17 protein-coding genes are annotated in these 22527 nt (G+C 68.4%); all 17 read right to left on the bottom strand.

Features of this window, described 5'->3' with window-relative positions; translation table 11 throughout:
- Nucleotides 1-4: 4 nt before the first annotated feature.
- From QM618_RS05825 to QM618_RS05745, 17 genes are read right to left on the bottom strand one after another with little or no spacing between them, the layout of a single operon-like run.
- Nucleotides 5-310: a hypothetical protein gene (locus QM618_RS05825; protein WP_428095627.1), complete on the bottom strand. Its 306-nt coding sequence runs from the start codon at nt 308-310 to the stop codon at nt 5-7.
- Nucleotides 297-833, bottom strand: a complete 537-nt coding sequence (locus tag QM618_RS05820; RefSeq protein ID WP_428095625.1) for a hypothetical protein — start codon at nt 831-833, stop codon at nt 297-299. The genes QM618_RS05825 and QM618_RS05820 overlap by 14 nt, the downstream gene beginning before the upstream one ends.
- Nucleotides 812-5764, bottom strand: coding sequence for a hypothetical protein (locus QM618_RS05815; RefSeq protein ID WP_428095623.1), 4953 nt, complete (start codon nt 5762-5764; stop codon nt 812-814). Before QM618_RS05815 ends, QM618_RS05820 begins: the two co-directional genes overlap by 22 nt.
- Nucleotides 5761-7080, bottom strand: coding sequence for an ATP-binding protein (locus tag QM618_RS05810; protein ID WP_428095621.1), 1320 nt, complete (start codon nt 7078-7080; stop codon nt 5761-5763). Before QM618_RS05810 ends, QM618_RS05815 begins: the two co-directional genes overlap by 4 nt.
- The gene (locus tag QM618_RS05805; protein WP_428095619.1) at nt 7077-8309 is read right to left on the bottom strand and encodes a contractile injection system tape measure protein; all 1233 of its coding nucleotides are present in this window, start codon (nt 8307-8309) and stop codon (nt 7077-7079) included. The genes QM618_RS05810 and QM618_RS05805 overlap by 4 nt, the downstream gene beginning before the upstream one ends.
- Nucleotides 8310-8318: 9 nt before the next feature.
- Nucleotides 8319-10391 (bottom strand): hypothetical protein, encoded by a 2073-nt coding sequence (locus QM618_RS05800; RefSeq protein ID WP_428095617.1) that lies wholly within the window; start codon nt 10389-10391, stop codon nt 8319-8321.
- Between the two features lie 14 nt (nt 10392-10405).
- Nucleotides 10406-11269, bottom strand: coding sequence for a hypothetical protein (locus tag QM618_RS05795; RefSeq protein WP_428095615.1), 864 nt, complete (start codon nt 11267-11269; stop codon nt 10406-10408).
- Nucleotides 11262-12965, bottom strand: coding sequence for a hypothetical protein (locus QM618_RS05790; protein WP_428095613.1), 1704 nt, complete (start codon nt 12963-12965; stop codon nt 11262-11264). Before QM618_RS05790 ends, QM618_RS05795 begins: the two co-directional genes overlap by 8 nt.
- Complete coding sequence (locus tag QM618_RS05785; protein ID WP_428095611.1) at nt 12962-15724, bottom strand: baseplate J/gp47 family protein; 2763 nt, start codon at nt 15722-15724, stop codon at nt 12962-12964. The genes QM618_RS05790 and QM618_RS05785 overlap by 4 nt, the downstream gene beginning before the upstream one ends.
- Nucleotides 15721-16155: a GPW/gp25 family protein gene (locus QM618_RS05780; RefSeq protein ID WP_428095609.1), complete on the bottom strand. Its 435-nt coding sequence runs from the start codon at nt 16153-16155 to the stop codon at nt 15721-15723. Before QM618_RS05780 ends, QM618_RS05785 begins: the two co-directional genes overlap by 4 nt.
- Nucleotides 16152-16430: a PAAR domain-containing protein gene (locus QM618_RS05775; protein WP_428095607.1), complete on the bottom strand. Its 279-nt coding sequence runs from the start codon at nt 16428-16430 to the stop codon at nt 16152-16154. The genes QM618_RS05780 and QM618_RS05775 overlap by 4 nt, the downstream gene beginning before the upstream one ends.
- An 8-nt stretch (nt 16431-16438) precedes the next feature.
- Nucleotides 16439-18166, bottom strand: a complete 1728-nt coding sequence (locus tag QM618_RS05770) for a phage baseplate assembly protein V (RefSeq protein WP_428095605.1) — start codon at nt 18164-18166, stop codon at nt 16439-16441.
- On the bottom strand, nt 18163-18864 hold the full coding sequence (locus QM618_RS05765) for a LysM peptidoglycan-binding domain-containing protein (RefSeq protein ID WP_428095603.1): 702 nt from the start codon (nt 18862-18864) through the stop codon (nt 18163-18165). Before QM618_RS05765 ends, QM618_RS05770 begins: the two co-directional genes overlap by 4 nt.
- Nucleotides 18864-19025: a hypothetical protein gene (locus tag QM618_RS05760; protein WP_428095601.1), complete on the bottom strand. Its 162-nt coding sequence runs from the start codon at nt 19023-19025 to the stop codon at nt 18864-18866. Before QM618_RS05760 ends, QM618_RS05765 begins: the two co-directional genes overlap by 1 nt.
- A gap of 1 nt (nt 19026) precedes the next feature.
- Nucleotides 19027-19491 (bottom strand): phage tail protein, encoded by a 465-nt coding sequence (locus QM618_RS05755; protein WP_428095599.1) that lies wholly within the window; start codon nt 19489-19491, stop codon nt 19027-19029.
- Complete coding sequence (locus QM618_RS05750) at nt 19492-19929, bottom strand: phage tail protein (RefSeq protein ID WP_428095597.1); 438 nt, start codon at nt 19927-19929, stop codon at nt 19492-19494.
- A gap of 27 nt (nt 19930-19956) precedes the next feature.
- Nucleotides 19957-22521 (bottom strand): phage tail sheath subtilisin-like domain-containing protein, encoded by a 2565-nt coding sequence (locus QM618_RS05745; RefSeq protein ID WP_428095594.1) that lies wholly within the window; start codon nt 22519-22521, stop codon nt 19957-19959.
- Between the last annotated feature and the right edge of the window lie 6 nt (nt 22522-22527).

The raw sequence follows: 22527 nt of genomic DNA, 5'->3' as shown, positions 1-22527 counted from the left end.
CACTCTAGGGCTGGGACGCCTGCGCCCTCGTGGCCAGCGCCTCGGCGAGGCGAGCGCGAAAGCGCTCCTCGGTCGTCGGGCCGTCCGACGGCGTGGCAAGCCGGGCGCGAACCGCACGGGCCTCCGCTTCCGCCCTTTGGCGCGTGGCTGGGTCATTGCTCGTGAGCCGGCGGGCGAGGTCGAGGGCATCGCGGCCCGCTGACTCGAGAGCGGTCATGAGCGTGGTGCCGTCGTGGAGCAGGTCGTCTGGAGTGACGCCCGCGCGTGAGGCGAGCCACGTGACGCCGGGGCCGTGGTCACTGGTGGTCATTGATGAACTCCTTCACAAGTGCGGCCTCGTTGGCGGACGCGGGTTCGGCGATCAGGGTGGCTGCGGTGGCGAGATCCAGAGGCACGGGTGCTCCACCCGTGCTCGTGAAACTGAGTCCTGGAGCCAGGTGGTCACGCGCAGCGCGTCCGGCAACGAGCCACGTCTGTCCGTGTGGTTCAAGCAGGAGCGCCTCGGCGACGATCCCGCCCTGAGGGTCTCTGAGTGATCCCACGAGCGCAATCACGCTGTCGGCCACGGAGGCGAGGGCGAACACTTTCGCGGGAGCGACGTCGCCTGCAGGCAGCAGGGCGCTCGCGGCGCGTACCTGACCCGGCACGGCGAAGCGCCCGGAAAGCGGGCTAAGCCCGCTGCCCGGGGCGTAGTGCCGCTGGGCGTCTTCTCGTACCGCGATGTATGCGTCGTCACTCGGCTCCGCGTTCGCGGCACGCGTCACTGCGGCGTCCGCGGCCAAGTGTGCGGTCACGGCGTCGATCGCCGCTGTCACCCTTGGGTCAGTAGCCATAGGTCCGCTCCTATCTGATCTGAGTGGGTTCCGCCAGCCGGATCGGTGAACGTCCAGGTGTAGACGATGCCCGTGATGCGCAGCAGGTCTGGGTGTACCTGGCCCGCGTTGATTTTCTGGACGATCTCAGCGTCGAGGTCTGCTCCTGGCCGGATGCCCTGTGCATCGAGCAGGGCCTTCGCCTCCGCCAACGCTGCAGGGTCTCTGAGCGCCCCGAAGGACACGGTGACGGTCATCGTGAATGACACCTCGGTCACGCCGCGACCATTGGCATTGGCGAAGACTGCGATCGAGTCGCCGATGCGGCGCTCGATTCCACGCATGTGCGTCTGGTTGTACTCGGAACTCGCCGTGATGAGGTTTCCTCCCGCGGCGTAGCCCGAGCCTCCAAACTCGTTGGCGATGATGTGAGAGCGGTCGAAGCCGTTGTTGACGGTGAAAGCCGGCGAGTCTTGAGTGACACCGCGGCCCGTCATGAAGCGCAGGTTCTCGCCTGTCACCGACATAGACAGGCCGTTGTTGGAGTTAACCGTTGACGTGTACGTCTGCCCCGTGACCGTGCTGTACGTAATGGTGCGGACACCGCCGCCCTCGGTCTCAACGATGTTCACGGGCCGGTACCGCGTGTGGTCGGGAATGCGTTCCGTGGGGAACTCGATGCGGCCGCCGCCAGGGGCGCCCGGCTCAAAGCGCATCCGATTGAGGCGCGCGAGCAGACGGTCCTTGTAGTCCTGATCGACCCGAGTGCTTGGCTGAATGGTCCAGGTGGCCGCCGTCTGGAGACGTGCCACGGCAGCGTCGCCGTACCCCTTGCGGAACGACATCCGCGTGCTCATCGGGCCACCGCCGGTGAACACGTAGTCACTGAATGCGGCGGTCTTGACCCGGCGGTTGCGCGCGTCCGCTTGGAAGTACGGCAGGAACATTCGGTGCGTGGAGTCCGCGGCAATGAAGGTCTCCGCCCCGGATCTAGTGCCGTCAAGAACGCCGACGCCCCAAATGCGCTCGTCGTCCGGCTGGTTGCCAATGGTGAACTCGGGGATGCGCAGCGCCCAGTCTCGATACGGAGAGTCCATTGCGGTCTGCGCCTCGCCCGGCAGATACTCGCCCATCTCTCGCAGCCACTGCTCGGTCTTGTCCCCGCCTTCGAATATGTCGAAGAGCCGTCCGATGGCTGTGGCGAGGGCTCGCTCGCGGTTCTCGAGCGAATCGTCCGACGGCGGCTCCACGTCGTCGTTCCTATCCGCCTCGGCACGTAGGAAGTCGGCGGCGAGCGCGTCGGCCTCTGCGCTCGCCTCTCCGAGCAGTCCTTCGGCTGCGGACAGGGCCCCGTCCGCTTCCGCGTATTGCTGGGGGTCGTCTGGCTCGCCGGCATTATGGCGTCCTCTCCATTCGGCAATGCGTGCCTCGACCGGCGTGGGTGTCGAGGCGACCATGATGGTCGCGTCATCGCCTGCCCTTTGGACGAATAGCCGATGGCTTTCGCGCCCCCCGCTGAACCGCACGGTGGTGCCCAACTCGTCGTCCTCGTTGTGGTGCTCGTCGTCCTCTTCGTCCTCGTCGCCGCCGATGCCGATGCGCCTCAGCAGCGCCCTCGCTTGGGTCACGAGGAAGCCCACGATGGTGTCGATCACGCCAAGCACGTACGCCTGCATGCGCTGGATCACGCCGGCCACCTCGTCTGGCAGGTCGCCCAGGCCGAGCAGTCCCATGAAGAGGTCGATGACCACCACGAGCATCGACGCGAGGGCGCGCTCCACCACCGCGGCGAGGCCGCCGATGTTTCCCGCGATGACGTTGGCGATGCCGCCAACGACGGCCTGCACAAACGCGAAGATGCGTGCCGCGTTGCGGAAGATCCACGAACACACGCGATAGATGAGCATGATGGCCTGCGCCACCGCGCCCGCTGGGTTGAGCAGCGAGAAGATGTATTCGGCCGCCTTGACGATGAGCTTCTCGACGATGAAGTCGATGGCGGCGTCGAGGATCATCCCCACGATGTTCTCGGGCGACAACTGCTCCTTGATCATGTTGACGAGCCCTTGCGGCCCTTGGCTGATGAGCGTCGAGATGATCTGCCACGCGATCTCGAGAAGTTCCACGGCCTCCGGGCCAAGATGGCGCACGAGGATCTCGCGCACGTTGGGCCACGTGATGCCCATGAGCTGTAGCGCGAACGTCACGAGAGACAACGGGTCAAAGCTCGAGGGCATCGGAATGGGCGTCTTGAGGCTCGAGAACAGCCAGTTCCAGAACGCCCCGATCAGGTGCGTCCCAAAGTTGTCGAAGAACTGCGAGAAGCCTTGCTTCACGCCCGCTTGCAGGTTGTTGATGAAGTTCTCGGGGTTGTCGGCGATGTCGCTGATGACCTGCTCGATCTGCGCAATCAGCGACCAGAACGCCCCTGGCGGAATCCCCACGAGCCGCAACAGTCCATTGATGATGGCCCGCACGGGGTCGTCAATGAACTCGGCGATCGCGGCCACCACCCGGCCAATAAGTCCGCCTGCCTCTTCGCGCTTTGCTTGCACGGTCGCGTGAGCCTCGTTGACGGCAGTGATTGCACGCGTCGAGACGTCCCGCACAAAGCTCGTCTGCGCCTCGGTCACGCGCGTCGCGAGGCCGTCGAGCATGCCTGCGAACCGCGCCCGCTCCGTCGCCACGAACTCGGGGAACTCGGCCTCCATCTGGTCGAACAGCCCGTTGATGTCGTCCCTCGCCTGGCGGATGATTCCTTGCGCGGAGGCGATCACCGCGTTGACGTCAGAGGAGATCGACAGCAGCGTGTCGCATACCCCGTCGCCGAACTGCCGCTCCGCGCGGTTGTATTCGTCGATCACCCACCCGGGCAGGCCAGCCACATAGTCGCCGATCGCCACGAGGGTGCCGATCACCCCGGAGTGGCGATCATCGATCCACCGCTGCACCGCATCGAGAGCATCGTGGAACTCCCGCGAGTGCCGCGCGAGCTCCGCATCCCACCGCGCCATCGCGGTGCGGCTTAGCGGCGTGAGAAGCGCCTCGACATCGCGTTGTGCCTGGTCATAGATGCCTTGCGCGCGTTGCGAGACGTTGTCGCGGGTCACCTCCTCGGTGCCGGTCATGGCTCCGGAGGCGCCCGTGGTCTCACCAACGGTTCGCCCGCGCGCCGCGCGCATCGCCGCTACGGCCTGCAACTGCAGGTTTGCCATATCGGCCTGCGCGGTGTCGATGGCGGTCTGCTCTTCCGCGCGAATCTCCTCTGGCGTGCGCGCCGCGAGCTCGCCAAGCTCGCCTCTCGCATCACGGGTGGCCTGGAACGGGCCGTCGGGAATCTCCGCGGTGACTCGCGTCTCGATCCCCGAGTCGGCGATCCGCTGGTCCGTCGCCGCCACGTCCGCATCGAGGCTGATGTTTTCGTCGGGGATGGGATCGGGAGCTGCGCTCGCCGCGTCCACTCCCATGCCTGGGGAACTTGCATCGGGTGCCGCTACTGGGGTTGGCGTGAGCGCCGGGCTGCCCGACGGCGGGCTCGCCATCGCGTCATACGCACCGGCTACCTCGTTGGACTGGGTTTCCACGGAGCCGGTAATCGTCGCGCCCGCGTTTTGCGCTTGCTGGGTGGGGTCGGTGGCGATGAGTTCGTCTTCGTCTTCCGGCCGGTTCTCGCGGATGGCCGTGCGGATGCGCTCGGTGAGTTCGACGATCTCCGGGCTTGGCGGTGGCACCTCGCCGAGTTCCGCCGCGACCTCCTCGCGCGCTCTCGCCGCGGTCTCGGAGGCGGGCTCCGTGACCGCGCCACGCGCGTCCGCGGTGTTCTCGTCGGCGGTGGGCAGGTCTCGCGCCGCCGACGCAGCTCCTCCTGCTCCTCCCGCCACCGCTCCGCCGCGAGCGGCCGCCGCGGGAGTTGGTTCCGTTGGCGCCTCGGGCATGAGCACCTCGACCGCAGGTGCCGCCTCTCCTTCGTCGGCGCCCGCCTCGCCTTCGGGTGCTTCTTCCGCGGCAGGGGCTCCGCCACCGCCCGCCGCTCCCGCGGGGCCCGCCTCTGCCTCCGCGCCCGCGCCGCCCGCAGCTTCCGCATCGGCCGCGGGTGCCGTCTCACCACTGGCCGCGGGAACGTTCGCGTCCACCACGGTCGTGTCCGCGGCCGGGCCGGCTTCGCCTTCAGGCGCTGGCGGCGTGGGAGGTGCGGCGGGTTCCGCACCCACCGTTCCGAACAATCCGGCGAGCGCTGCCCGGATCGCAGCGTCGAGCACCTGGAGGGCATCCGGGGAGTCAACGCCATAGACGCCCGGCGCAAAGAACAGCTCCGTGTCACTCACGAACGCGGGTGCGCCGGCGACGGGGGAGTCGGCATGCACGGTCAGCCCTGAGACGTCGGTGCCGAGCAGTCCCCTAAACAGCTCTGCGTACCGGGGGCTGAGCGGTTCCCCTTGGGGGAGGGCGTCGCCGGGCAACTCCACGGTCGTCGCGGTCCCGTCGGTGGTGGCGTTAAGCGCGGCGGCTGGCGTGAAGGCCGCCTCGCGCGGAAGGCCAGCGAGGTCCACCCGTACCTTGGTGCCTTGCAGCCGTGCCGTGGGCGCGAGCAAGGCTGACTCTGGCGCCCAACCGGCCACGGACCACGTCGCTTCACCTAGCGGCATGCCGAGGATGGCGATCGCGGCGCGCATCTGCACGGAGCCGTCGAGCGTGCCGTCCGCGCGGAATCCGGCGCGCCCCGTGAGGTCCACGAACGGGCGTTTGCCGGTGAGCACCACCTCGCCGCCTTCGAGGCCCCACTCCGCGTGCACGGCCTCGAGCCCGCCAGCAGTCACGGAGGTGAGCGGCACCACAGTGCTGTCGCCAACCGGCCGCGGCACCTCAGCAAGCAGGGTGGGAGCTCGCTCCACCTCCGCGGGCGAGCGCGCGGTCTCCATGGGCGCGCGCGTGGCGTCCGCCGTGACCGTCACGAGGGGACCGTCCTGCCTGCCTTGTCGTATTGCCGCCGCACGGCGGTGACCAACAGTTCTTCCGTGACCACATCGTTGGCGGCCGCCGCGGCGTAGGCGGCGTCGACGATTGCATCGCGAATCTGAGCGCCCGTGAGAACGTAGCGATCCGCGAGCGACGCGAGCCCCAGGTCCCCGGCCACGGGCAGCTCAGGGGGAAGCGCCTGCTCCCAGATGAGGGCTCTCTCGGCGGGCCCCGGAGGCGCGAACTCGACGGCGAGGTGAATGCGGCGCTGGAAAGCGTCGTCGATATTGCCGCGCAGGTTGGTGGTGAGGATCACCACTCCTGGGTGACTCTCTATCCGTGTTAACAGGTACGAGACCTCTTGATTGGCGTAGCGATCGTGGGAATCGGTGACCTCGGTGCGCGAGCCAAACACAGCGTCGGCCTCATCGAAGACGAGCACGCAGCGCTCGTGAGCCGCACGGTCAAACACGTTGGCGAGCGCCTTCTCCGTTTCGCCAATGTACTTGGATACCAGGGCCGATAGGTCGATTACGTACGCGGGAAGTCCAGCCGCGGCGGCCACGGCTCCCGCGGTCATCGTCTTTCCGGTACCCGGAGGACCATGGAAGAGGGCCACGAGCCCCGCGGTGTTGTCGTGATGGCGGCCAAAGCCCCAGTCCTCGACCACGCGCTCGCGCCACGCGATCCGGTGCTGCAGATCGGTCAGCCGCGACCGCGTGCGCGCAGGCAGCACCACGTCGGTAAGCGAGTGCACCGTGGTGAGCGGCCGCGCGGGAAACTCCGCAGTGGCGCGCTGCTCTGGCGCAGGCAACCCAAGGGTCCACGCGGCCAGCGCGGGCTCCGGCGTGAGGCGCCCGGCGAGGCTGTCGGGAGGGTCGAGGCGCACGAGGCCCGATGCGCGCAGCGCCCCATGCGGACCCAACAGCGCGGCGGCGTCGAGCCGCGCCCCAAGGGAGCGCGCAACGAGGGTCCGCGCCACCTCGCCGGTGAGCCCCGTCACGCCGTCGCGATCCGTGAGCGCGGCATACGCGGCATCGAAGCGCTCATCGATCAGCGGCGCGATCGCGGCAACCAGGATGAGCGCCTCGGCCGCGCTTAGGCCCGCCATGCCGATTGCCGCGGCGAGCGGCCCAATCCCCTCGTACCGCTCGAGCGGCGGAATGCCGTCGTCGCCATCGTCGATGCTCAGGGGCCGGTGTTCGATCCCGCCTTTGCGCTCCTCGAGGCGCACCTGGATCACGGCATCGAGCATCTCGAGCGCCGTGCGGATCTCCGCGACCACGGTCGTCACGTCGGCCTGCGCGGTCATGGGCGGAACCTCACCATCACGGGCGGTGACCACGGCAGCCTGAAGAGCCCAAGCGGATACGGCAGTCGGCCCAACACCACGTCGAGGGGGTGGCTCGTGGCCGTGAGCAGCACGGGGTCGCGGCCGTCGTCCACGAGCCCGCGTCTGGCTATCCACTCCCCGCGCACGAACGCTGCAGACGACCTCTCGAAACCCGGCACGAGGCTCGCGAACGACGCGAGCACGCGCTCGGCAGACTCGTGCACCTCGCGCGCGTGCGGGAGCGGCACTTGCTCGCCGAGCGGCTCGGCGACGCCCGCGAGCAGCCTCACAAAGGGATCGTGCACGAGCCCCACGTCGGTGGGGTCCACGAGCGCCGCGAACGCGTGCGCGCGCACCGTGGCCTCATCGATCCCTGGGTGCAGCGCCATCGAGGCCCGCGCGTGATCCGCGAGCCACGGGTACACGATTGCGAGGCCCGCGGCAGCCGTGAGCGCCGCGGGGTCCAGCGCTTCGTGCGACGGCACCAGTTCCGCAAGAGCGCTCAGTTCCGCGGCGAGATGGGCGATTTGCGGCATGGCACCGCGCTCCCCTTGGCGCACTTGCCTGCCCGACGCTGTGTTTTGCGCCGCGGTCACGTCACCTTGCGCTCGGGTTTCGGAGGTGCTCGCCGGGTGCTCCGCGGCGTCCTCTGGTCGTGGAGGGCTCGCGGGATGTCCGGACCACGGCGCGGCGAGTGCCGCGAGCAGCTCGTTCGCGAGGGCCGCAAGCTCTGGCGTTGATGCCGCGCCCACCCGGCCTGACGTGCCGGGCTGTTCCGCCGCCGTGGCGTTCGCTCCGCTCGCAGTCGCCGCCGCAAGCGCCTCGGCAAGCGTCCGCAGTACCGCGCCCGGCAACCCACCGCGAGGAGGAGTAGAGGCGAGCCACGAGCGAGCGGCGGCCACAGCGTCGGGCAGCGAAGGCGCGACGGCGCCGTTGCGGGAGGTGCCGTTGGCCGTAGCGGGGGCGACGCGTGAGGCCCCTAGCAATAGCAACTCAGCGCGGATGGCGCCCGCCCACAGGGTTGCGATGGTGGCGTCGTCCGCGAAGGGATCCACGTCGACGGCGATGCGCACTTCGTCGATGCGGCAATCGCCGAGGTCCGCGAGCGCGCCCTCGAGCGCCGCCGGGAGCACCGTGGCGGCCACGCGCGCAAGGCGCGCGGCATCGCGCCCGCGAATCCGCACAGTTCCCACCACGGCATCGGTCATCGAGCGCCCCTACCCCAGCAGGCCCTTCATGGCGCGGAACTGGGCGTCGAGCGCGCGCTTGGCACCCGCCTCCACGCCGGACGCGCCGATCATCGTGCGCATCGAGTCCAGCAGGTTGACCGTTGCCTCCGCGACGATGCCGGGGTCGCCCGCGCGAACGGCGAGTTCCAACTCGCTCTGCTTGCGCTCCACCGCCTCGATGTACTCCGGCAGGTTCTTGTTGCGCGGATCATTGATGGTCTGCAGCGCCTTCACGGCCGTCTGCGCGAACTCCGCAAGGGTGTTGCCCACGTCCACCGTGTACGTCTTGGTGCCGAGCTCACCCACCTCGGCGAGCGCCTTTCCCTCGAGCTTTGCCACCCGCTCGGCAAGCACATCCGCTCGCCCCATGCGTTCCTCGAGATGCGTGATGCGCTGTTGCGCGAAGCCCACGTCTCCGGGGCCGCCCTTGATGGTCCCCACGTCCGCCTGCAAGGTGGTCACCGCCATCTGGAGGTTGGTGAAACCGCCGGTGACGGCCTTCATGCCCTCGTTGAACTCCAGCTGGAAGCCGTCCACGCGGGTCAGGGTCTCCTCCGCGGTGACGGCTGCGTTCTTCGCCACTTGCGCGATGGGGCCGGCCTGACGCACCGCAACCATTCCGGGCACCACGCCCATGTTGGTCACCAGGCCCTTGGAGTTGGTGATGACCACCACGTGGTCGGAGCCGCTGAAGGCGGTGCCTGGGTGGAAGTCGTCCAGTTGGTTCTTGTCGAGGGCGTTCTCGAACTCCTTCTCCGTCATGACGGTGACGGTGGGGTTGCCCCCGTGTTCGCGCACGTCGTTCTCGATCGTTGCCTTGACGTTGACGCCGTGTTCGCCGATGAGCGTGTCTGCGTTGAACACTCCGTCATTGAGTGCGTTGAGTTTGTCGTAGCCGTACAGCTCGGCCACAGCGTCGATGATGCGGATGTCGGGATCCAGGATGCTGTCGTCGATCGGCAGGTAGTCGTCCGGGCCTACGCCAATCGGCACCTTGATCACGGGCGGCCAGGGGTACCTGGTCTTTGGCGGCGGGAAGACAACGATCTTTCCGCACCCGAACGTGCCCTTGGGGCAGTACTTGATCGGCGGCTTGATGATGACGCCACCGTTTCCGCCTGGAGGCGTTGGAGTGGGGGCGGGGACGGGCGGCGCATAGTCCGTGAGGACGGACACGAGGAAGTCTTGGCTCGCTCCGCACACGGACTGGCACGTGCCACCAAGCAGGGCTTGTGAGAGCCCCTTTGGCGGCTCCCAGTGATGCTTGTAGGAGCAGGTAAACGTCCAGGTGCCGCCGGTCTGCGTGACCGCGCCGAGCACCACCCCTGGGTGTGAGTCGTCGCGGAAGCACTCGATCGCGTTAAGGGCGCGGCAGCGCACCAGGTCGGTCGCGGCCATCAGCACCATGTTGAGCCAGCCCACCTTGTACCCGCGGATCGCGGCTTCCTCGCTGGCTCCCACGGTCACCGCGGTGACCTTGCCCTTGAGGGCGGCGACCGGCCCGCCAAGTTCGTCGAGCACGCCAACAAGGTCCGTCTTGAACGGCTCAATGTTGCCAATGAGCTCGCCCTTTGGCGTCAGTAGCAGCGGCGCAATCTTGAGCACTTTGTGCTCACTGAACGCATACCTGGGCCCGGTGATGCGGCCGCGCTTCACCTCGAGCACCACCTCTCTCAGGTGCTTGACGGAGTGGCCATCGCAGCCGGTCTCCGTGCACGCGGTGTGCGGCAGCTCGGTGTCCGCCGCCCTCGCGATGACGCTCCACACGTCCGTCTCGGAGTTGATGAACGGGTACGCGGTTGTCGACAGTGGCGAGGCAGGGAACGCGATGGTCTTCGACTGCCGCATCACAAGCGGCTCTCCCGATTGATCAACCGCCATTCCCGGTTGGATCGTGAGCACCGCGCCGGTGAAGGTGCCGCTGAATCCGCAGTTCACGCCAAAGCCGATGAGCCTGCCGAGCAATGTGTCGCGATGGAAGGAGTGCTCGGCAAGCAAGTTCAGCTCGTCGGCCGTGAGCGTCTGGCCCGCAACGTAGGCGGGGTACTCGGTGACGGTCATGGTGGTGCCTTTCCTTACGTGAGTTCTGTGGGCAAGTGCCCGACGCTGAGGTGGTCTACGCTGCGAGGCTCACCAAGGGCGGTGGGCGGGATCGTTGCCGGGTCGCAGCCATACAGGTGGATGCCGTTGGCGTGGTCGATGACGGAGACGACGGTGCACGCAAGCTCTCGCAGCGTGGTCAGCTGGGCGAGCAGTTGGTTGCGGAACGTCGTGACATCGGCCTCCGTCGGAGCCAAGGTGGCGGGTGCGGGGAGGCCCTCGAGGAACCCTGGCGCCACGTAACAAATGCGCATGGCCACGTGCGCGGGCGCGTACCAGTCCACGAACTCGGCCGCCTCAACGCGCCTGCGATAGTCCACGAACGTCGCGGAGTTTGGCACGAAGAGCGTGGCGGTGAACGGCCCTGGATTGAGCGCCCCGCCCGGCACCTTGAAGTGCTCGAGCAAGAATGGCCGGTCCGCGGCCGCGTCGATCGCGAAGTACGTGCAGAACCAGTCCACGAATCCCCTAGGGGTGCCGCGCCTGCGCCACAGGCGCGCCGCCTTGGTGAGGAACCGGCGCCGAGCCGACAGCCCCACCTCGCCAGCCCCCCACGAAGACGGCACGTCGAACGCGAACCACTCGGCGAGCGCGTCGTAGCGCTCGGTGAGGGACGCGATCAGCTCGGCACCCCCGGCGCCAAGGGGAACGTCATGCGGCCAACTGGCCCCAGCGTCGGGCCCAAGGGTGAAGGCGAGGCTGTCGACGTGCGCGACGATCGCCTCCGCGAGCTCGTCGGCGAGCCCGAGGAACGCGTCAACCTGCGCGAACGAGGCCGCGTCGTCCTGATACAGCGCGGGCAGGGTCGCGGCGGTGCGCGTGAAATCGGCGCTACGCATTGCAGCTCCCCGATGACGGCCCTGGCGCCACGTTGAACGCGGTGGTGAAGCAACCCTGATCCGCGAGCTCGGGGACCGTTCCGGCAGGCAGCTCAAGGGCGCCGGCCGCGGGCTGCGTCCACTCCGTGTCCTCGACCGTGCGCATCGCCATCGCGGTCACCGCGATCACGTCCGGCACCGCCATGAGCTGTTCCACGACCTCGCTGAAGCGCACGGGCTCTCCGGGCACCCAGCCGCCCTCCGGTTGCGGAGCGGGCTCCCACGGCCCAGAGAGGGGTGCGTCGATCGTCGTGGGCGTCTCCTTGCGCCCGTTCGTGAAGAACGCGTCAACGGCGGCCATGGCGGCATCGGTGACCGCGGTGGCGCTCGCGGTGGCGGGAATGATGAGGGTGGCCTGCACCAGCACCTGGATGCGGGCGAGCAACGCGATTCCCACCTCGTCACCAATGAGCCGGCGGGGGTCCAGCGGGTTGAGGGTGTCGCGCCATGTGGGGGCGGGTGTGTACGTCTCCGTCCCGACGGCGTGGGCAAGGATCGCCCTTAGCGTCACCTGGTCCGTGGTCTTCACGCTCGGCGCGTCCACGATGATCGTGAGCGCGGGGGCGTCTTCGTCCACCACCCAGTGCACCCCGAACGCGAGCTCTTGGGACGCCGCGGGCGGGACGAAGGCGGGGTCGCGGGTTGGCAGCCCGTTCCACGCGAGGCCTTTGAGGCGGCCAGAGACCGCCCACGCGCGGTTCACGGCCGAGTGGGTGCGCGCCCGTCGCGCGTAGTCCTCCGCGACCACCGGCTCACACGTCAGGGCCTGGATGGGGTGTGGGGGCCACACCTCCGTGCCACCGTCTGGACCCTCGAGTTCTTCGGGACTGACGTTGACGGGCACGCGCGGGCGGGCCGCGAACGCGTGTGCCTCGTCCGCAGTGAGGCCCGCGTGCCCAAGATCGATGAGCAATTGTGCGAGGCCCGCGGGGCCGGTGGCCTCCACTCGTGCGGCAAACGGGGCGGCGGCCTCGACCGTAAGGCGCGTGCGTTCGCGGCGCACGAGAGCCGCCGCCTCATCTGGCCACAATCCCGTGCGGGCCACCACATCCGCCGTGGCCGCGGCGTCGCGCTCGGCGGGCGACCCGCCGAGCCCGTCCGCGTGCTCAACGGCATCCGCGATGACGTCGGCGTGCTCCAGCGCTACGCGTCGCACCACGCGGGAGCGCAGCAGGGTCACGGCGTCCGCCCGCATCCCCGCCGCCACGGCGGCGGCGAACGGGGCGGCCGCAAGCAGCGACTCCGCATCGCGGCGTGAGGGTGCCGCAGCGATTTCTCGTTCCGCGTCGCGAGGTGACACCGCAAGCAGCGCGGCTACGGCGTCGGCGAAGTCGCTGAGCTGCGTGGCCGGTAGCGCGGGGTACCAGGGCCGCTCGTCGTCGGGGAGCCAGCCGGGCCACGCGAGCGGCCAGTCTGCAAATCCGGCGTCCTCGAGCCGGTAGTGGACGTCTGCGACGGTGAATGCCGCGGCTTCCATGAGGGTGATGCCCGGTTCTGGGGCGTTGTGGTCCGTCCACGCGGGCACGGTGGTGAGGGCGGCGGCGACGCGGTCGCGGATCGTGAGCCAGTCGGCGTCTGGGGCGGTGGCGGCCGCGAGCGTGACGGGTGCTGGCATCGCGGGAACCGGCGCCGCGGACGTGGGCAGGGTCTCGGTCACAGTTGCTCCTCGAAGGTGAGGTTGTGCGCGCCGGAGGAGCAGTAGAGGCCGCGCTTTGGCTCTACGGCGACGACGTCTCCGGCGCCGTCGGGGCCGGCCATGGCAAAGGTGAGCACCGCGTCGACGTCCCATAGGCGTTCGAGCGCCGCGATCAGCGCGGAGCTGTAGAGCGACACTCCCCAGCGGGTGGGCACGGTGGTGGTGGGGTGCAGAAGCGCCTCAAGAGCGCTCGTGACGCTCGCGGTGCCGGAGATGGCTGCCACCCCTGCCCGCAGCCGAATGGTCGCGGTGATGGTGACGGGCGCGTAGCAAGGGCACAGCACGGAGACGTTGGCGCCCGCGGGCATGACGGCGTTGAGGGCGTCGGTGGCGCGGCCCGCGAGGCTCACGCTTGGGCGCGGGGCCACGCGGGTCGGCTCGTCCGGAATGAGGACCAGGCCCACTCGTCCCGGAGCGCGGTGGCCCTCAGAGTCGGTGTGCGGCAGGCACTTAACGGCTGCGACTTCGGGGAACTGGATGGCGATCATCTGCTCGTAGTCCCACGCGGTGATCGCGCGCCCGCGGTGGCGCACAAGGGCGGACGCTCTGCGCGCGTAGTCGTCGTCTGTCTCGGGGCCGCGGCCGCGGACGGACGCGAGGTTCGTGACCTTCTTGACGCCCGAAATGGGAGCGAGGGTCCCCTTGATTGCTCCCACGGGGAGCGCCGTGGCGGGGCTTGGGTCGTTCGCGGGGTCTGCGGCGGAGGACACGTATTCGGCGATCACCGCGTCGGGGATCGCGGACCTCAGCAAACCCAGCCGCTCTGGCTGGTTGGTAACCATGCGTACCCACTTGCCGTGCGCGGCGGTGACGTCATCGCAGCCCTCAGCCCAGCCGTCGGGCGCCACAAAGCGAAGCAGCCCAGACTCTCGCAACCGGCTGGTGCCGTCCGCGGCCACCAGCTCCACCCAGTGCGTGCCGTTCCACCATTGCCACTCGGCGTCCACGTCATCCGTGGCGCCGCACGGAGAGGCGGAATCGAGCTCGATGTAGACGGACACCGAGGAGCCGGTCGCCGACGCGGGCAGCGCGAGCCCAATGGCGACCATTCCGGTAGATCCCACCGCATCCACCTGGCGACGGAACGGCTGCCACATCCCCGACATCACGGAGTGTCGCCAACCAGACCAGGACTCCACGCGCGTGGCCGCCACGGGGTCGGTGGTGTAGCTGAGCCGCAGGTCCTTGTAAAGCGCGGGAGTGATGGGGGAGGGCATGTCCGGCACCGTCAGCGGCGCCTTGACGGCCTTGGTGGCGAAGTCCGCGAGGCGCTTCTGGTAGTCGGACCAGCCAAGGTCTCCAGAGGCGATAAAGCACCTGATGTACCGGCCCGGCTGCCCGGATACCTGCGACGGCAGCGATCCCTGCCCGCCAAGGGTGCCCGTGGTGCCGCCAAAACCCGACAGGCCAGAGCCGAAGTTCGCCCACCCGGTGCTCAGCAGCCGCTGCCAGCTGACGGCGGGAGCGGAACTCGTGGTGGTGGTGCCGCCGGAGCTTGGCCCCCAATAGATGCCGTCATCCATCACGGTGCCGGTGGCCTGAATCTCGTCGAAGTCGTAGTCGTCCGCCATGAGCGCGTACGTGACGTAGCCCATGTCCTCGATGAGCACCGCGTCCCACGTGAAGGACAGGCCGCCGGTCTTGCTCGAGAACAGCGTGGCGCTCACGGTGAGCGAGTTGACCGCCTTCGAGAGCACCTCGTCGCTACGCACGTAGAACGCGTCGCCCTTGGTGGCGGTGGCGGCGAAGGGCTCGAACTCCTTAGTGATGTCCACGAGTCCGTCGTTCGCGAAGGCCGCGTCGGGGACCACGTCGCTACGTTCGGCCACGGACACCATGACCGCCACGAAGGCCGCTCCCTCGGGGACTGGGATGCCCGCGGGGATCACGCATTCGATCCACGGCTCGCCGCCATCGGGGTCCACGCAGCCACCACTCATCGTGACCTCGATGCCGAATCCGCTGCCGCCTCCGGCTACGGGAACGGACAGGGTGCCGTCAGGGAGCGGGTGACGCCACTCCGCAGCGGCCCTGAGCGTGGCAATGCGCGCCGCGCCACCGGGCACGGGCATCGCGTTGAAGCCGAGCGTGACCTTCATGGTTCCGCCGACGAATCCAAGCGCGGGCGAGGTGATGCGGAGTCGATGCGGAGCGGGCGGAGCGGCGTCGCGCTCGTCATCCGTGGTGGGAGGGGCGATGGGAAAGTCGGGGGCGCTGAAGACCGCCCCATGCGCGCCGGAAGGAGGGCCTCCCGGCACCATGACGCGCACTCCTTCGAGCGCTGCCCCGTGAGCGGTGAGCGCATCAACCGTCCGGTAGCGCCGTTCATTGCCGAACGCGTCCTTGCCGCCGCGAAGCACTGTTCCGGCGGGCACCACGGCCGGCGCGAGCTTTGGCTCCACCGTTGCGGACGCGACCACGCGGTCCGGTACCACGGGCAATCGCTCAATGCCGAGCACGTCTCGCAGCCACTCAAGGTGCAAGCGGCGCGGCAGAGTTGCGGCGTGCTCGTCGAGGGTCACGTACTCCTCGGCAAGGGCGGTGAGCAGCGCGCGGTCAGGCTCGCCTTGCCGGGTCAACGCCCAACTACCAGGCCCGACGCTGGTGAACAGCGCATCGCGCCACGTCACCTTTCCCTCGGTGTGGGTGGGATCGGTGAAAGGGGTGAGCCGGGCGGCGTCGGCGAACGCGGAGATGATCTGGGCATGCGAGCGGGTCATGCGGCACCCCCAACGTAGAAGGGCACCACGAGCGACTCGGCGCGGCGGTGCCGGTCAACGCGGTACTCGATGGTGACGTCCACGCGGTCGTCCGCGTCGCCAGCCGGTTCCGCGGTGACCGAGTCGACGATCACGCGCGGCTCCCCAAGCACGAGCGCCCTGCGCACGTCGTCGGCGAGCCGGTAGCAGACCTCGGGCGTGCGCGGCTCGAAGACGTAGCGGTCAACCCCCGCCCCGAGGCCGGGGCGCATCACTCGTGATCCGCGCAGCGTGCGCAGCAAGATGATCATTGCCTCGCGCACGTGGTCGAGCCCAGCGTTCGTGACGACGTAGGCGGGCATAGCGCCGCCCCCGCGCTCAGCGTCGGGCATGCGCCACCGCGGAGGGAACGCCCAACCGGAGCCAACTTGCGGGTAGTCGGTGAAGCTCATGCGATCACCACCGTTGGCGCACCAACCGCCACCGACGCGCCGCACGCACAGCTGTCGCCGGAGCGCAGCGCGGGCCGCCCCTGAATCATCACGGTCCCCGAGCCCGCCGTGAACGGCGAAGCGGGAATGTGGCCCGTGTTTGGCGGGATAACGCACGCGTGCATGTCCCCGAGCACCGCGGCCGGCATGCCGCCGATCATCACGGTAGCGACGCCGGGACCCACGACGGTGCCGCCGTGGATGGTGGTGTCGCCAACGCGCGCTGCAAAGGCCATCGGTGCTCCTAGTTGATGTTCACGAGGGCACCCTTGAGCCCGAGCGGGCCGGATGCTTTGAGGTCGAAGGTGGCGGAGGCCTCGAACTTTGACGGCGCAGAGGCCTTGCCCTCGAAGGTCATCGCGTCGATCTTCACGGTGCCGCTTGAGGCCTTGAGGATGAGGTCCCCCTTGGCCGCCGTGAGCTCGATGCCGCTGTCAGAAAGCTTGAGTTCGTTCGAGGAGTCCTTGTGAGTGAGCGTCACCGCGGAGTTAGCGTCGTCGATCACCACGGAATGGCCCTTGGCGCTGACGATGCTGACCGCAGCGTCGTCGCCATCATCGAGCGTCACGGTGTGCCCGCCAGGGGTGACGAAGGCACGCACCGCGTTCTTGTCGGGGTCGATCGTCACGGGGGCCGCAGCCTTGCCGTTGAACAACTGGCCGAGCACCACGGGCGCGGCTGCGTCGCCGTCGACGAACCCGATAAGCACTTCTTGCCCAACATTGGGGATCACCACGTGCCCGTATCCATCGCCGGCGTCAGCGGCCGCCACTCGCGCCCACACGCCTTCGCCTGCGTCTTGCCGCCACGGCAAGCGCACCTTGACGCGGTTGAGCGAATCGGGATCGTCGAGCGCCTCCACCACCCCAAGCGCCAGTCCGGTCTGCATACTGCCCGACGCTGGTGGCGGGGTGAGCACGGGAGGTCGCCCAAGCTGTAGTTCCGTTCGGTAGCCCTTGTCGCTCAGGCGGTGGCGAGCTGCGGTGACGTAGTGGGGACCGCTCAGCCGCGCGCCCACCCCGGTGATCTCCACCCACGCGTCGCAGCGCAGCGAAGGGTCGCCAGCAACCACCATGTGCCCGTGCACGTGGGCGAGCGCCGCGTCCCTTTGCCGTCCAAGGGCGCGCGCGTCGGCGCCGTCGCTTGCCGAGTCCGCGTCCTTCTCGTCACGTTCCGCGCGCAATGGCCACCCCGCGGCGCCAACGGCCTTCGCATGGGTATCGCGGTCTCCAGTGGCGATTCCTGCTGAATCTGCGGACTGCTCGCTTTCCGCCACGTCGAGCGCGGAGACGTCCCACGACACCCCCGTGGCGGTGTCGATCGCGTGGGTCAGATCCTCCGTGAGATGCGCCTCGATGATGCCGCTCGTGTAGTCGAACTTGGGGGGCGAATCCGGGCCGGGCGGGGCGTGGAACACGATCGTGTCGTCACGCACATAGAGCGCCCACCCAAGGCGCGCCGCGCGTGCCTTGAGGAAGTCCCAGTCGCTTTGGCGGTCGCTCACCACGAACGCGCGCTGCACGCCGGAATCCGCGTCTGACGAGAGCGAATAGTCGCTCGCGATCGCGCTCGCGACGTCCGCGTCGGTGACGTCCGCGAGTTGGCGCGAGCGTGGGGGGTGCTCAAGCAGGATCGACTTGGAGCGCGCCTCCACGCGCAAGACGGGCCTGCCGTTGGATCCAAAGTGGGCCGTGATGGAGGCGATGACCCCGCCGAAGACGGGAGTGAGGTCCGAGTGGTAGCCGAGCGCCACCGCGATGTCCTTGCCAGGGGCGAAGGGGCCGGTGTCGCTGTGGCGCACGGTGCGCTCGTCGGCATTCCAGTTCTGCACCAGCAGCGTGCACCTGCCGTGCCTCCCTACCTCCTCGTGGACGTCAAACTCGATCACGTCCGCAGCATCAGCGGGCGAGAGTGCCGCTCCCGCGACGGTGACTTCGAAGGTGGGGCGATCGGGCTGCGCGGCGGGGCTCATCGAGGGGTCCCTGTGCGCTGCGCTGTTGATGTGCGCTGCGCCACTGGGGGCAGCATGAGCACTTGCCCTGCGCGCACCCCGCGCGGGTTCGTGAGGTGGTTCGCCTTGGCAAGGGGCCGCCAGTAGGCGGGGTCGCCGTAGACGCTCGCGGCGATCGCATCGAGGGCATCGCCGTCCTTGACGAGCCAGGTCTGATACAGATCGGGCGACGCGGGGCGGTCCTCCGCTTGCACCTCTTGCGGGGACAGCGCCTCCTTGAACGCGAGTTTGATCGTGGCGCGCAAGGGCTCACCTGTGCGATCGAACAGTTTGTACGTGACGTCCGCTTGCGTGAGGATGCCGCGGAAGGTGAACCGGCCCCAATAGGCGTGCACGTAGTAGGGCTGATGCGTGTCGCCCTGGAACTTGGTGAGCGCCAGCAACTCGTCGAGCTTGGGACCGATACTCCCGGCCTCCCCTACCACCCCCGTGCCGTCAAGCAAGAGGTCCAGAGAGACCTCATCGGGCTCCCCTCCGCTATACGACTGCTGCGGCTGGGACGTGCCGGCCGACTGCGTGGCCTCGTACTTGTTTTTGCGAGAGAAGCTCAGCTCCGTGGGATTCAGCAGCGCCGTCCACGTCACCCCCGCGGGCTTGGAGAACTCAAGGTCCGTGTAGGCGTCGATCGTGAGCTTGGTGAGTTGGGTGGCGGTGAGCATCAGCGGTCCCACTCCCTGCGCAGCGTCTCGAGCACCCGCTCCGTTGCCTTGCGCACCACCGCCTCGAGCTGCTCCTCCGCAGGAGCCGGGCCGCCCGCACCGCCCTCTGGTGCCGGGGCCACCGCAGTCTCAGTGATGATCTCGCCAATGACAACCGCCATGTCAGGCCCCCACCTTCTTGAGAGCGAGGCCGTGGTGCGCAATCTCGATGGACTCGATCGCCACCGCGCTCGACTGCGCGTCCAGGTCCGGGCCCGTGAGCTTCGCCGGCCAGCCACGCGAGAACCCCCACACGCGCACAGGGGTGAGTTCGCCGTCGGCCGTGCTCATCAGCGTGACCGTGCCGTCCCGGGGAGCCACGAGCCCGCTTGTGAGGTACTCGCCCCACCAATCCCAGAGCTCTTGGGTGGGGCCAGCGCCTTGGCTGAGCACCAGGTTGGGGAACGAGGCACGCGAGGGCATGCGGTGCGAGAAGCGATTCTCGCCGCCCTCCGCGTACTCCTCGACGCTCACCTCTCCCGCCAGGCCCGTGCACTTGCTGAAGCTCGTCGACGCGAGGCCGTCGATGGCCAACACAAAGTGCACCGTGGTGAACGGCATGACGGCGGGAGAGGCGAGCGCGAGCACTTACTTGACCTCGATCTCGATGCCCTCGCAGGCGAACTCGACGGACTCGATGGCCACGTCGGTGCCGGTGGACTTAAGGCCAGGGCCCTCGAGCTTGACGGGCCACGCCTCCTTGATCTTCCAGGTCATCACGGGCTCGCGCGTCTCGTTGAGCAGGCTCACCGTCACGGGACGGCGCGCCACATTGCCAGCGACGATGGTGTTGTACCAATCGAAGAGGCCGTTGCCCGCCTCTTTGGGCGCGATGCCTCGCTTCATGGTGACGTTGGAGAACTTCTTGAGTCCCGGTTGCTTTCGCGTGCTCAGTTGCACGTCGGCACCGCCGCGGTACTCCACTACTTCGGCCTCCATGGTGAGGCCGCTGACCTCGGAGAAGCTCGAGGTGTTTTGGGAATCGCCCCAGCTGACTTCGAAGTGCAGGGTGGTCATGGGATACATGGCTCAGGTCCTTTCTGTGCTCGTCGACTATTCAGCGAGTCGCTTGTGGCTGAAGCGGAACACCACAAACTCCGCTGGCTTAGCAGGGGCAATGGCCACTTCGGTGATGACGAGACCGAGGTCAACGTCCGTCTCCGTCATGGTTTCGCCGATCCCAACGCGAACGCGATACGCCTCAGTTGGCTTGGTGCCCGCGAGAGCGCCGGCGCGCCACTGCTGATCGAGGAAGTTCTCCACGGACACCTTGATGCGGATCCACGTGGAGGCCGTGTTGGGTTCAAACACCACCCATTGCGTGGACCGCTCAACGCTGGTCTCAATCATGTTGAACAGGCGCCGCACGTTGACATAGCGCCAGGTCACGTCGTCGGTGGCGTTGCGCGCGCCCCACAACCGGATTCCACGGCCAGGGAAGGCCCTGATCAGGTTGACGCTGCCGGGGTTCAGCAGGTCTTGGCGCCGCTGCGTGTAGTCCTGTGTGAGGCCCACGATGCCGTTGACGCGTTCGTTGCCCGGCGCCTTGTGCACGCCGCGCTCGCGATCGGTTCGCGCGAACACTCCCGCGACAAACCCGGAGGGCGGCACGGTGGTGTAGCGGTCTATCGAATCGGGATCGATCGTCACGATCTTCACGTGCGGCGCGTAGACGGACGCGTAGGTGCTGCTCACCGCGGTGTTTCGCCACGCGAGCAACTCCGTGTCCTCGTCGATGTCAGGGGTGTCGATGATCGCGAAGCGACGCTGCTGCTCGCAGTGCGTGATGACCTTGCCCACGAGGTCCGCTTGCAGCAGGGGATCCTCGAATCGCACGGCGTCTGGCACGATCACCATCGCGGGCTCTGTTGGCACCTCGAGCGCAGCCAGTCCCGCGGCGTAGTCGCTGGTTCCCGCATCGTTGTCCACGCCGTCTCGCGTTCGCGTCACGATCGCCGGCATGGTGCCCGACGCTATGGCTGGCGCTCCCCCCGCGCGTGGGTTGAGCGTGACGTAGGTGGACACGCCGTTGACCACGTCGTCGCGAGCGAAGTACGTGGGGTGGGTGGGGTCGAGCGCGAGCGACGAGAAGGTCTCGACGACAGCCCCGTCGTTCAGCACCCGCAGGCTGAAGCGATACGGGAAGGCCTGCGTGGCCGTGACGGCGAGCAGCGGGAACCGGCCAGCATCCGGGTTGGTGGCCGCGGAGATGTTGGCGGTGGCCGCAAAGTCGAGCACGTAGATGTTGCCGCTGGGGTTGTCCACGCCCGTGATCCTGAGGGTGTTCGCAGCGAACGCCACGTAGTCCCCCACGCGCGGGGCTACCGCGCACTTGACCACCACGCCGAGCGAGGCGTCGTTGGGCAACACAAAGGTGGCCGTGGTGAACGTGTGGGCGAGCCCGTCGCCTGCGGACGTTCCCGTGGCCGCTCCCGTGCGGGTAACGGTGGTGGTGTCCGTGCCATTGGTGAGGCGGATGGCCGTGCCGATGGGCAAGAAGCTGAACTGCGAGACCACCTCCGCCTCATTGGCCGGGCTGAGGTCGATGGTCTGCGAGAACACCGCCACGCGCACTTGGCCGTCAACGGAGATGGCTCCCGAGGGGAAGTCGCCGCCGGCGGGCATCGAGAAGGTGGTGCCGGAGACCTGTGCCTCAACCCCCGTCGAGACGATCGCGCGGGCGTTGGTGAGCTGGCCGTCCTGAGTGTGCGGCACCACTGCCGGGTCCGCGGCCCAGGCGATGTCGCCAAGGTTCAGTGCCCCCACCTTGGCCGCGATGGTGCCGGCGAACGCGGTGCGCCGCGGCGCGAGGCCCGCCGCATCGATCGCCGCACCAAGCGGCGCCGCAAGTGTCACGGTGAGTGATGCGCCGTCTGGCACTGCGCTCGCAACCCTCGCGGTCACTCGCGATGCGTCTGCGCGTTGCAGTACCAGGAGGTCGCCCGTGCGGATGCCGGATCCGGCGGCGAACGTCAGCACGGTTGCGGTGCCAGCCACGGCGAGCGCGATCGTGTCTCCCGCATCCAGCGCGAGCGCTGCCCCGCCGGACTTGGTGACCCGCACCGTGGTGGCCGTCACGTCGTTGACCACAGCCGCACGCGTGTCACCAGCGGAGTTGATGAGCGTCACCGTGTCGTTGATCGCGAGGCCGCCAGGGCTTGAGACCGGCACGTCGATTGCCGCGGCGGTGACGTTTACGGGGCCGGACACGGTGGCGCGCGCCATCGTGGCGAGCCCGCCGGTGAAGTCGGGGGCCACGGCAAGCGAGACATCGTTCGCCCAGGCTCCGGGGCTGATCGCGTCAACCGTGAAGGATGCGGCGGGTGTCGAGTCGCTCACCAACCACTGCGCTCCAACGGACGGGTCCACGCGCACGATGTACGCGGCGGGCCCGCCATTTTCGAAGAAGCCGAACACCGACTCTGCCGTGAAGGAACGGGATGTTGCGGTGCCGAACACGCGCACAAAGTCAGACCAGCCGGTGACCCGCGTGGGCTTGAGGACCGGTCCCTTCCTGGTGGTGCCGAGCACGGCGACCACGCTGGTGGGAGCGGCGGCAATCGGTTGAGGGCCCGAGGGCACCTCCTCGATGTACACGCCGGGGGATTGATAGGTCACAACGGC

It is taken from the genome of Demequina sp. (assembly GCF_049841215.1).
Classification (GTDB): Bacteria; Actinomycetota; Actinomycetes; order Actinomycetales; family Demequinaceae; genus Demequina.
This window is presented reverse-complemented; position numbering and strand designations above follow the sequence as displayed.

What these genes read in the sequence shown, in the direction of transcription:
- QM618_RS05765 (WP_428095603.1), bottom strand. Translation starts at nt 18,864, where the DNA reads ATGCTCACCGCCACCCAACTCACCAAGCTCACGATCGACGCCTACACG.
- QM618_RS05775 (WP_428095607.1), bottom strand. Translation starts at nt 16,430, where the DNA reads ATGGCCTTTGCAGCGCGCGTTGGCGACACCACCATCCACGGCGGCACC.
- QM618_RS05810 (WP_428095621.1), bottom strand. Translation starts at nt 7,080, where the DNA reads ATGACCGCGCAGGCCGACGTGACGACCGTGGTCGCGGAGATCCGCACG.
- QM618_RS05785 (WP_428095611.1), bottom strand. Translation starts at nt 15,724, where the DNA reads ATGACCCGCTCGCATGCCCAGATCATCTCCGCGTTCGCCGACGCCGCC.
- QM618_RS05805 (WP_428095619.1), bottom strand. Translation starts at nt 8,309, where the DNA reads ATGACCGATGCCGTGGTGGGAACTGTGCGGATTCGCGGGCGCGATGCC.
- QM618_RS05800 (WP_428095617.1), bottom strand. Translation starts at nt 10,391, where the DNA reads ATGACCGTCACCGAGTACCCCGCCTACGTTGCGGGCCAGACGCTCACG.
- QM618_RS05760 (WP_428095601.1), bottom strand. Translation starts at nt 19,025, where the DNA reads ATGGCGGTTGTCATTGGCGAGATCATCACTGAGACTGCGGTGGCCCCG.
- QM618_RS05820 (WP_428095625.1), bottom strand. Translation starts at nt 833, where the DNA reads ATGGCTACTGACCCAAGGGTGACAGCGGCGATCGACGCCGTGACCGCA.
- QM618_RS05780 (WP_428095609.1), bottom strand. Translation starts at nt 16,155, where the DNA reads ATGAGCTTCACCGACTACCCGCAAGTTGGCTCCGGTTGGGCGTTCCCT.
- QM618_RS05825 (WP_428095627.1), bottom strand. Translation starts at nt 310, where the DNA reads ATGACCACCAGTGACCACGGCCCCGGCGTCACGTGGCTCGCCTCACGC.
- QM618_RS05770 (WP_428095605.1), bottom strand. Translation starts at nt 18,166, where the DNA reads ATGAGCCCCGCCGCGCAGCCCGATCGCCCCACCTTCGAAGTCACCGTC.
- QM618_RS05795 (WP_428095615.1), bottom strand. Translation starts at nt 11,269, where the DNA reads ATGCGTAGCGCCGATTTCACGCGCACCGCCGCGACCCTGCCCGCGCTG.
- QM618_RS05750 (WP_428095597.1), bottom strand. Translation starts at nt 19,929, where the DNA reads ATGTATCCCATGACCACCCTGCACTTCGAAGTCAGCTGGGGCGATTCC.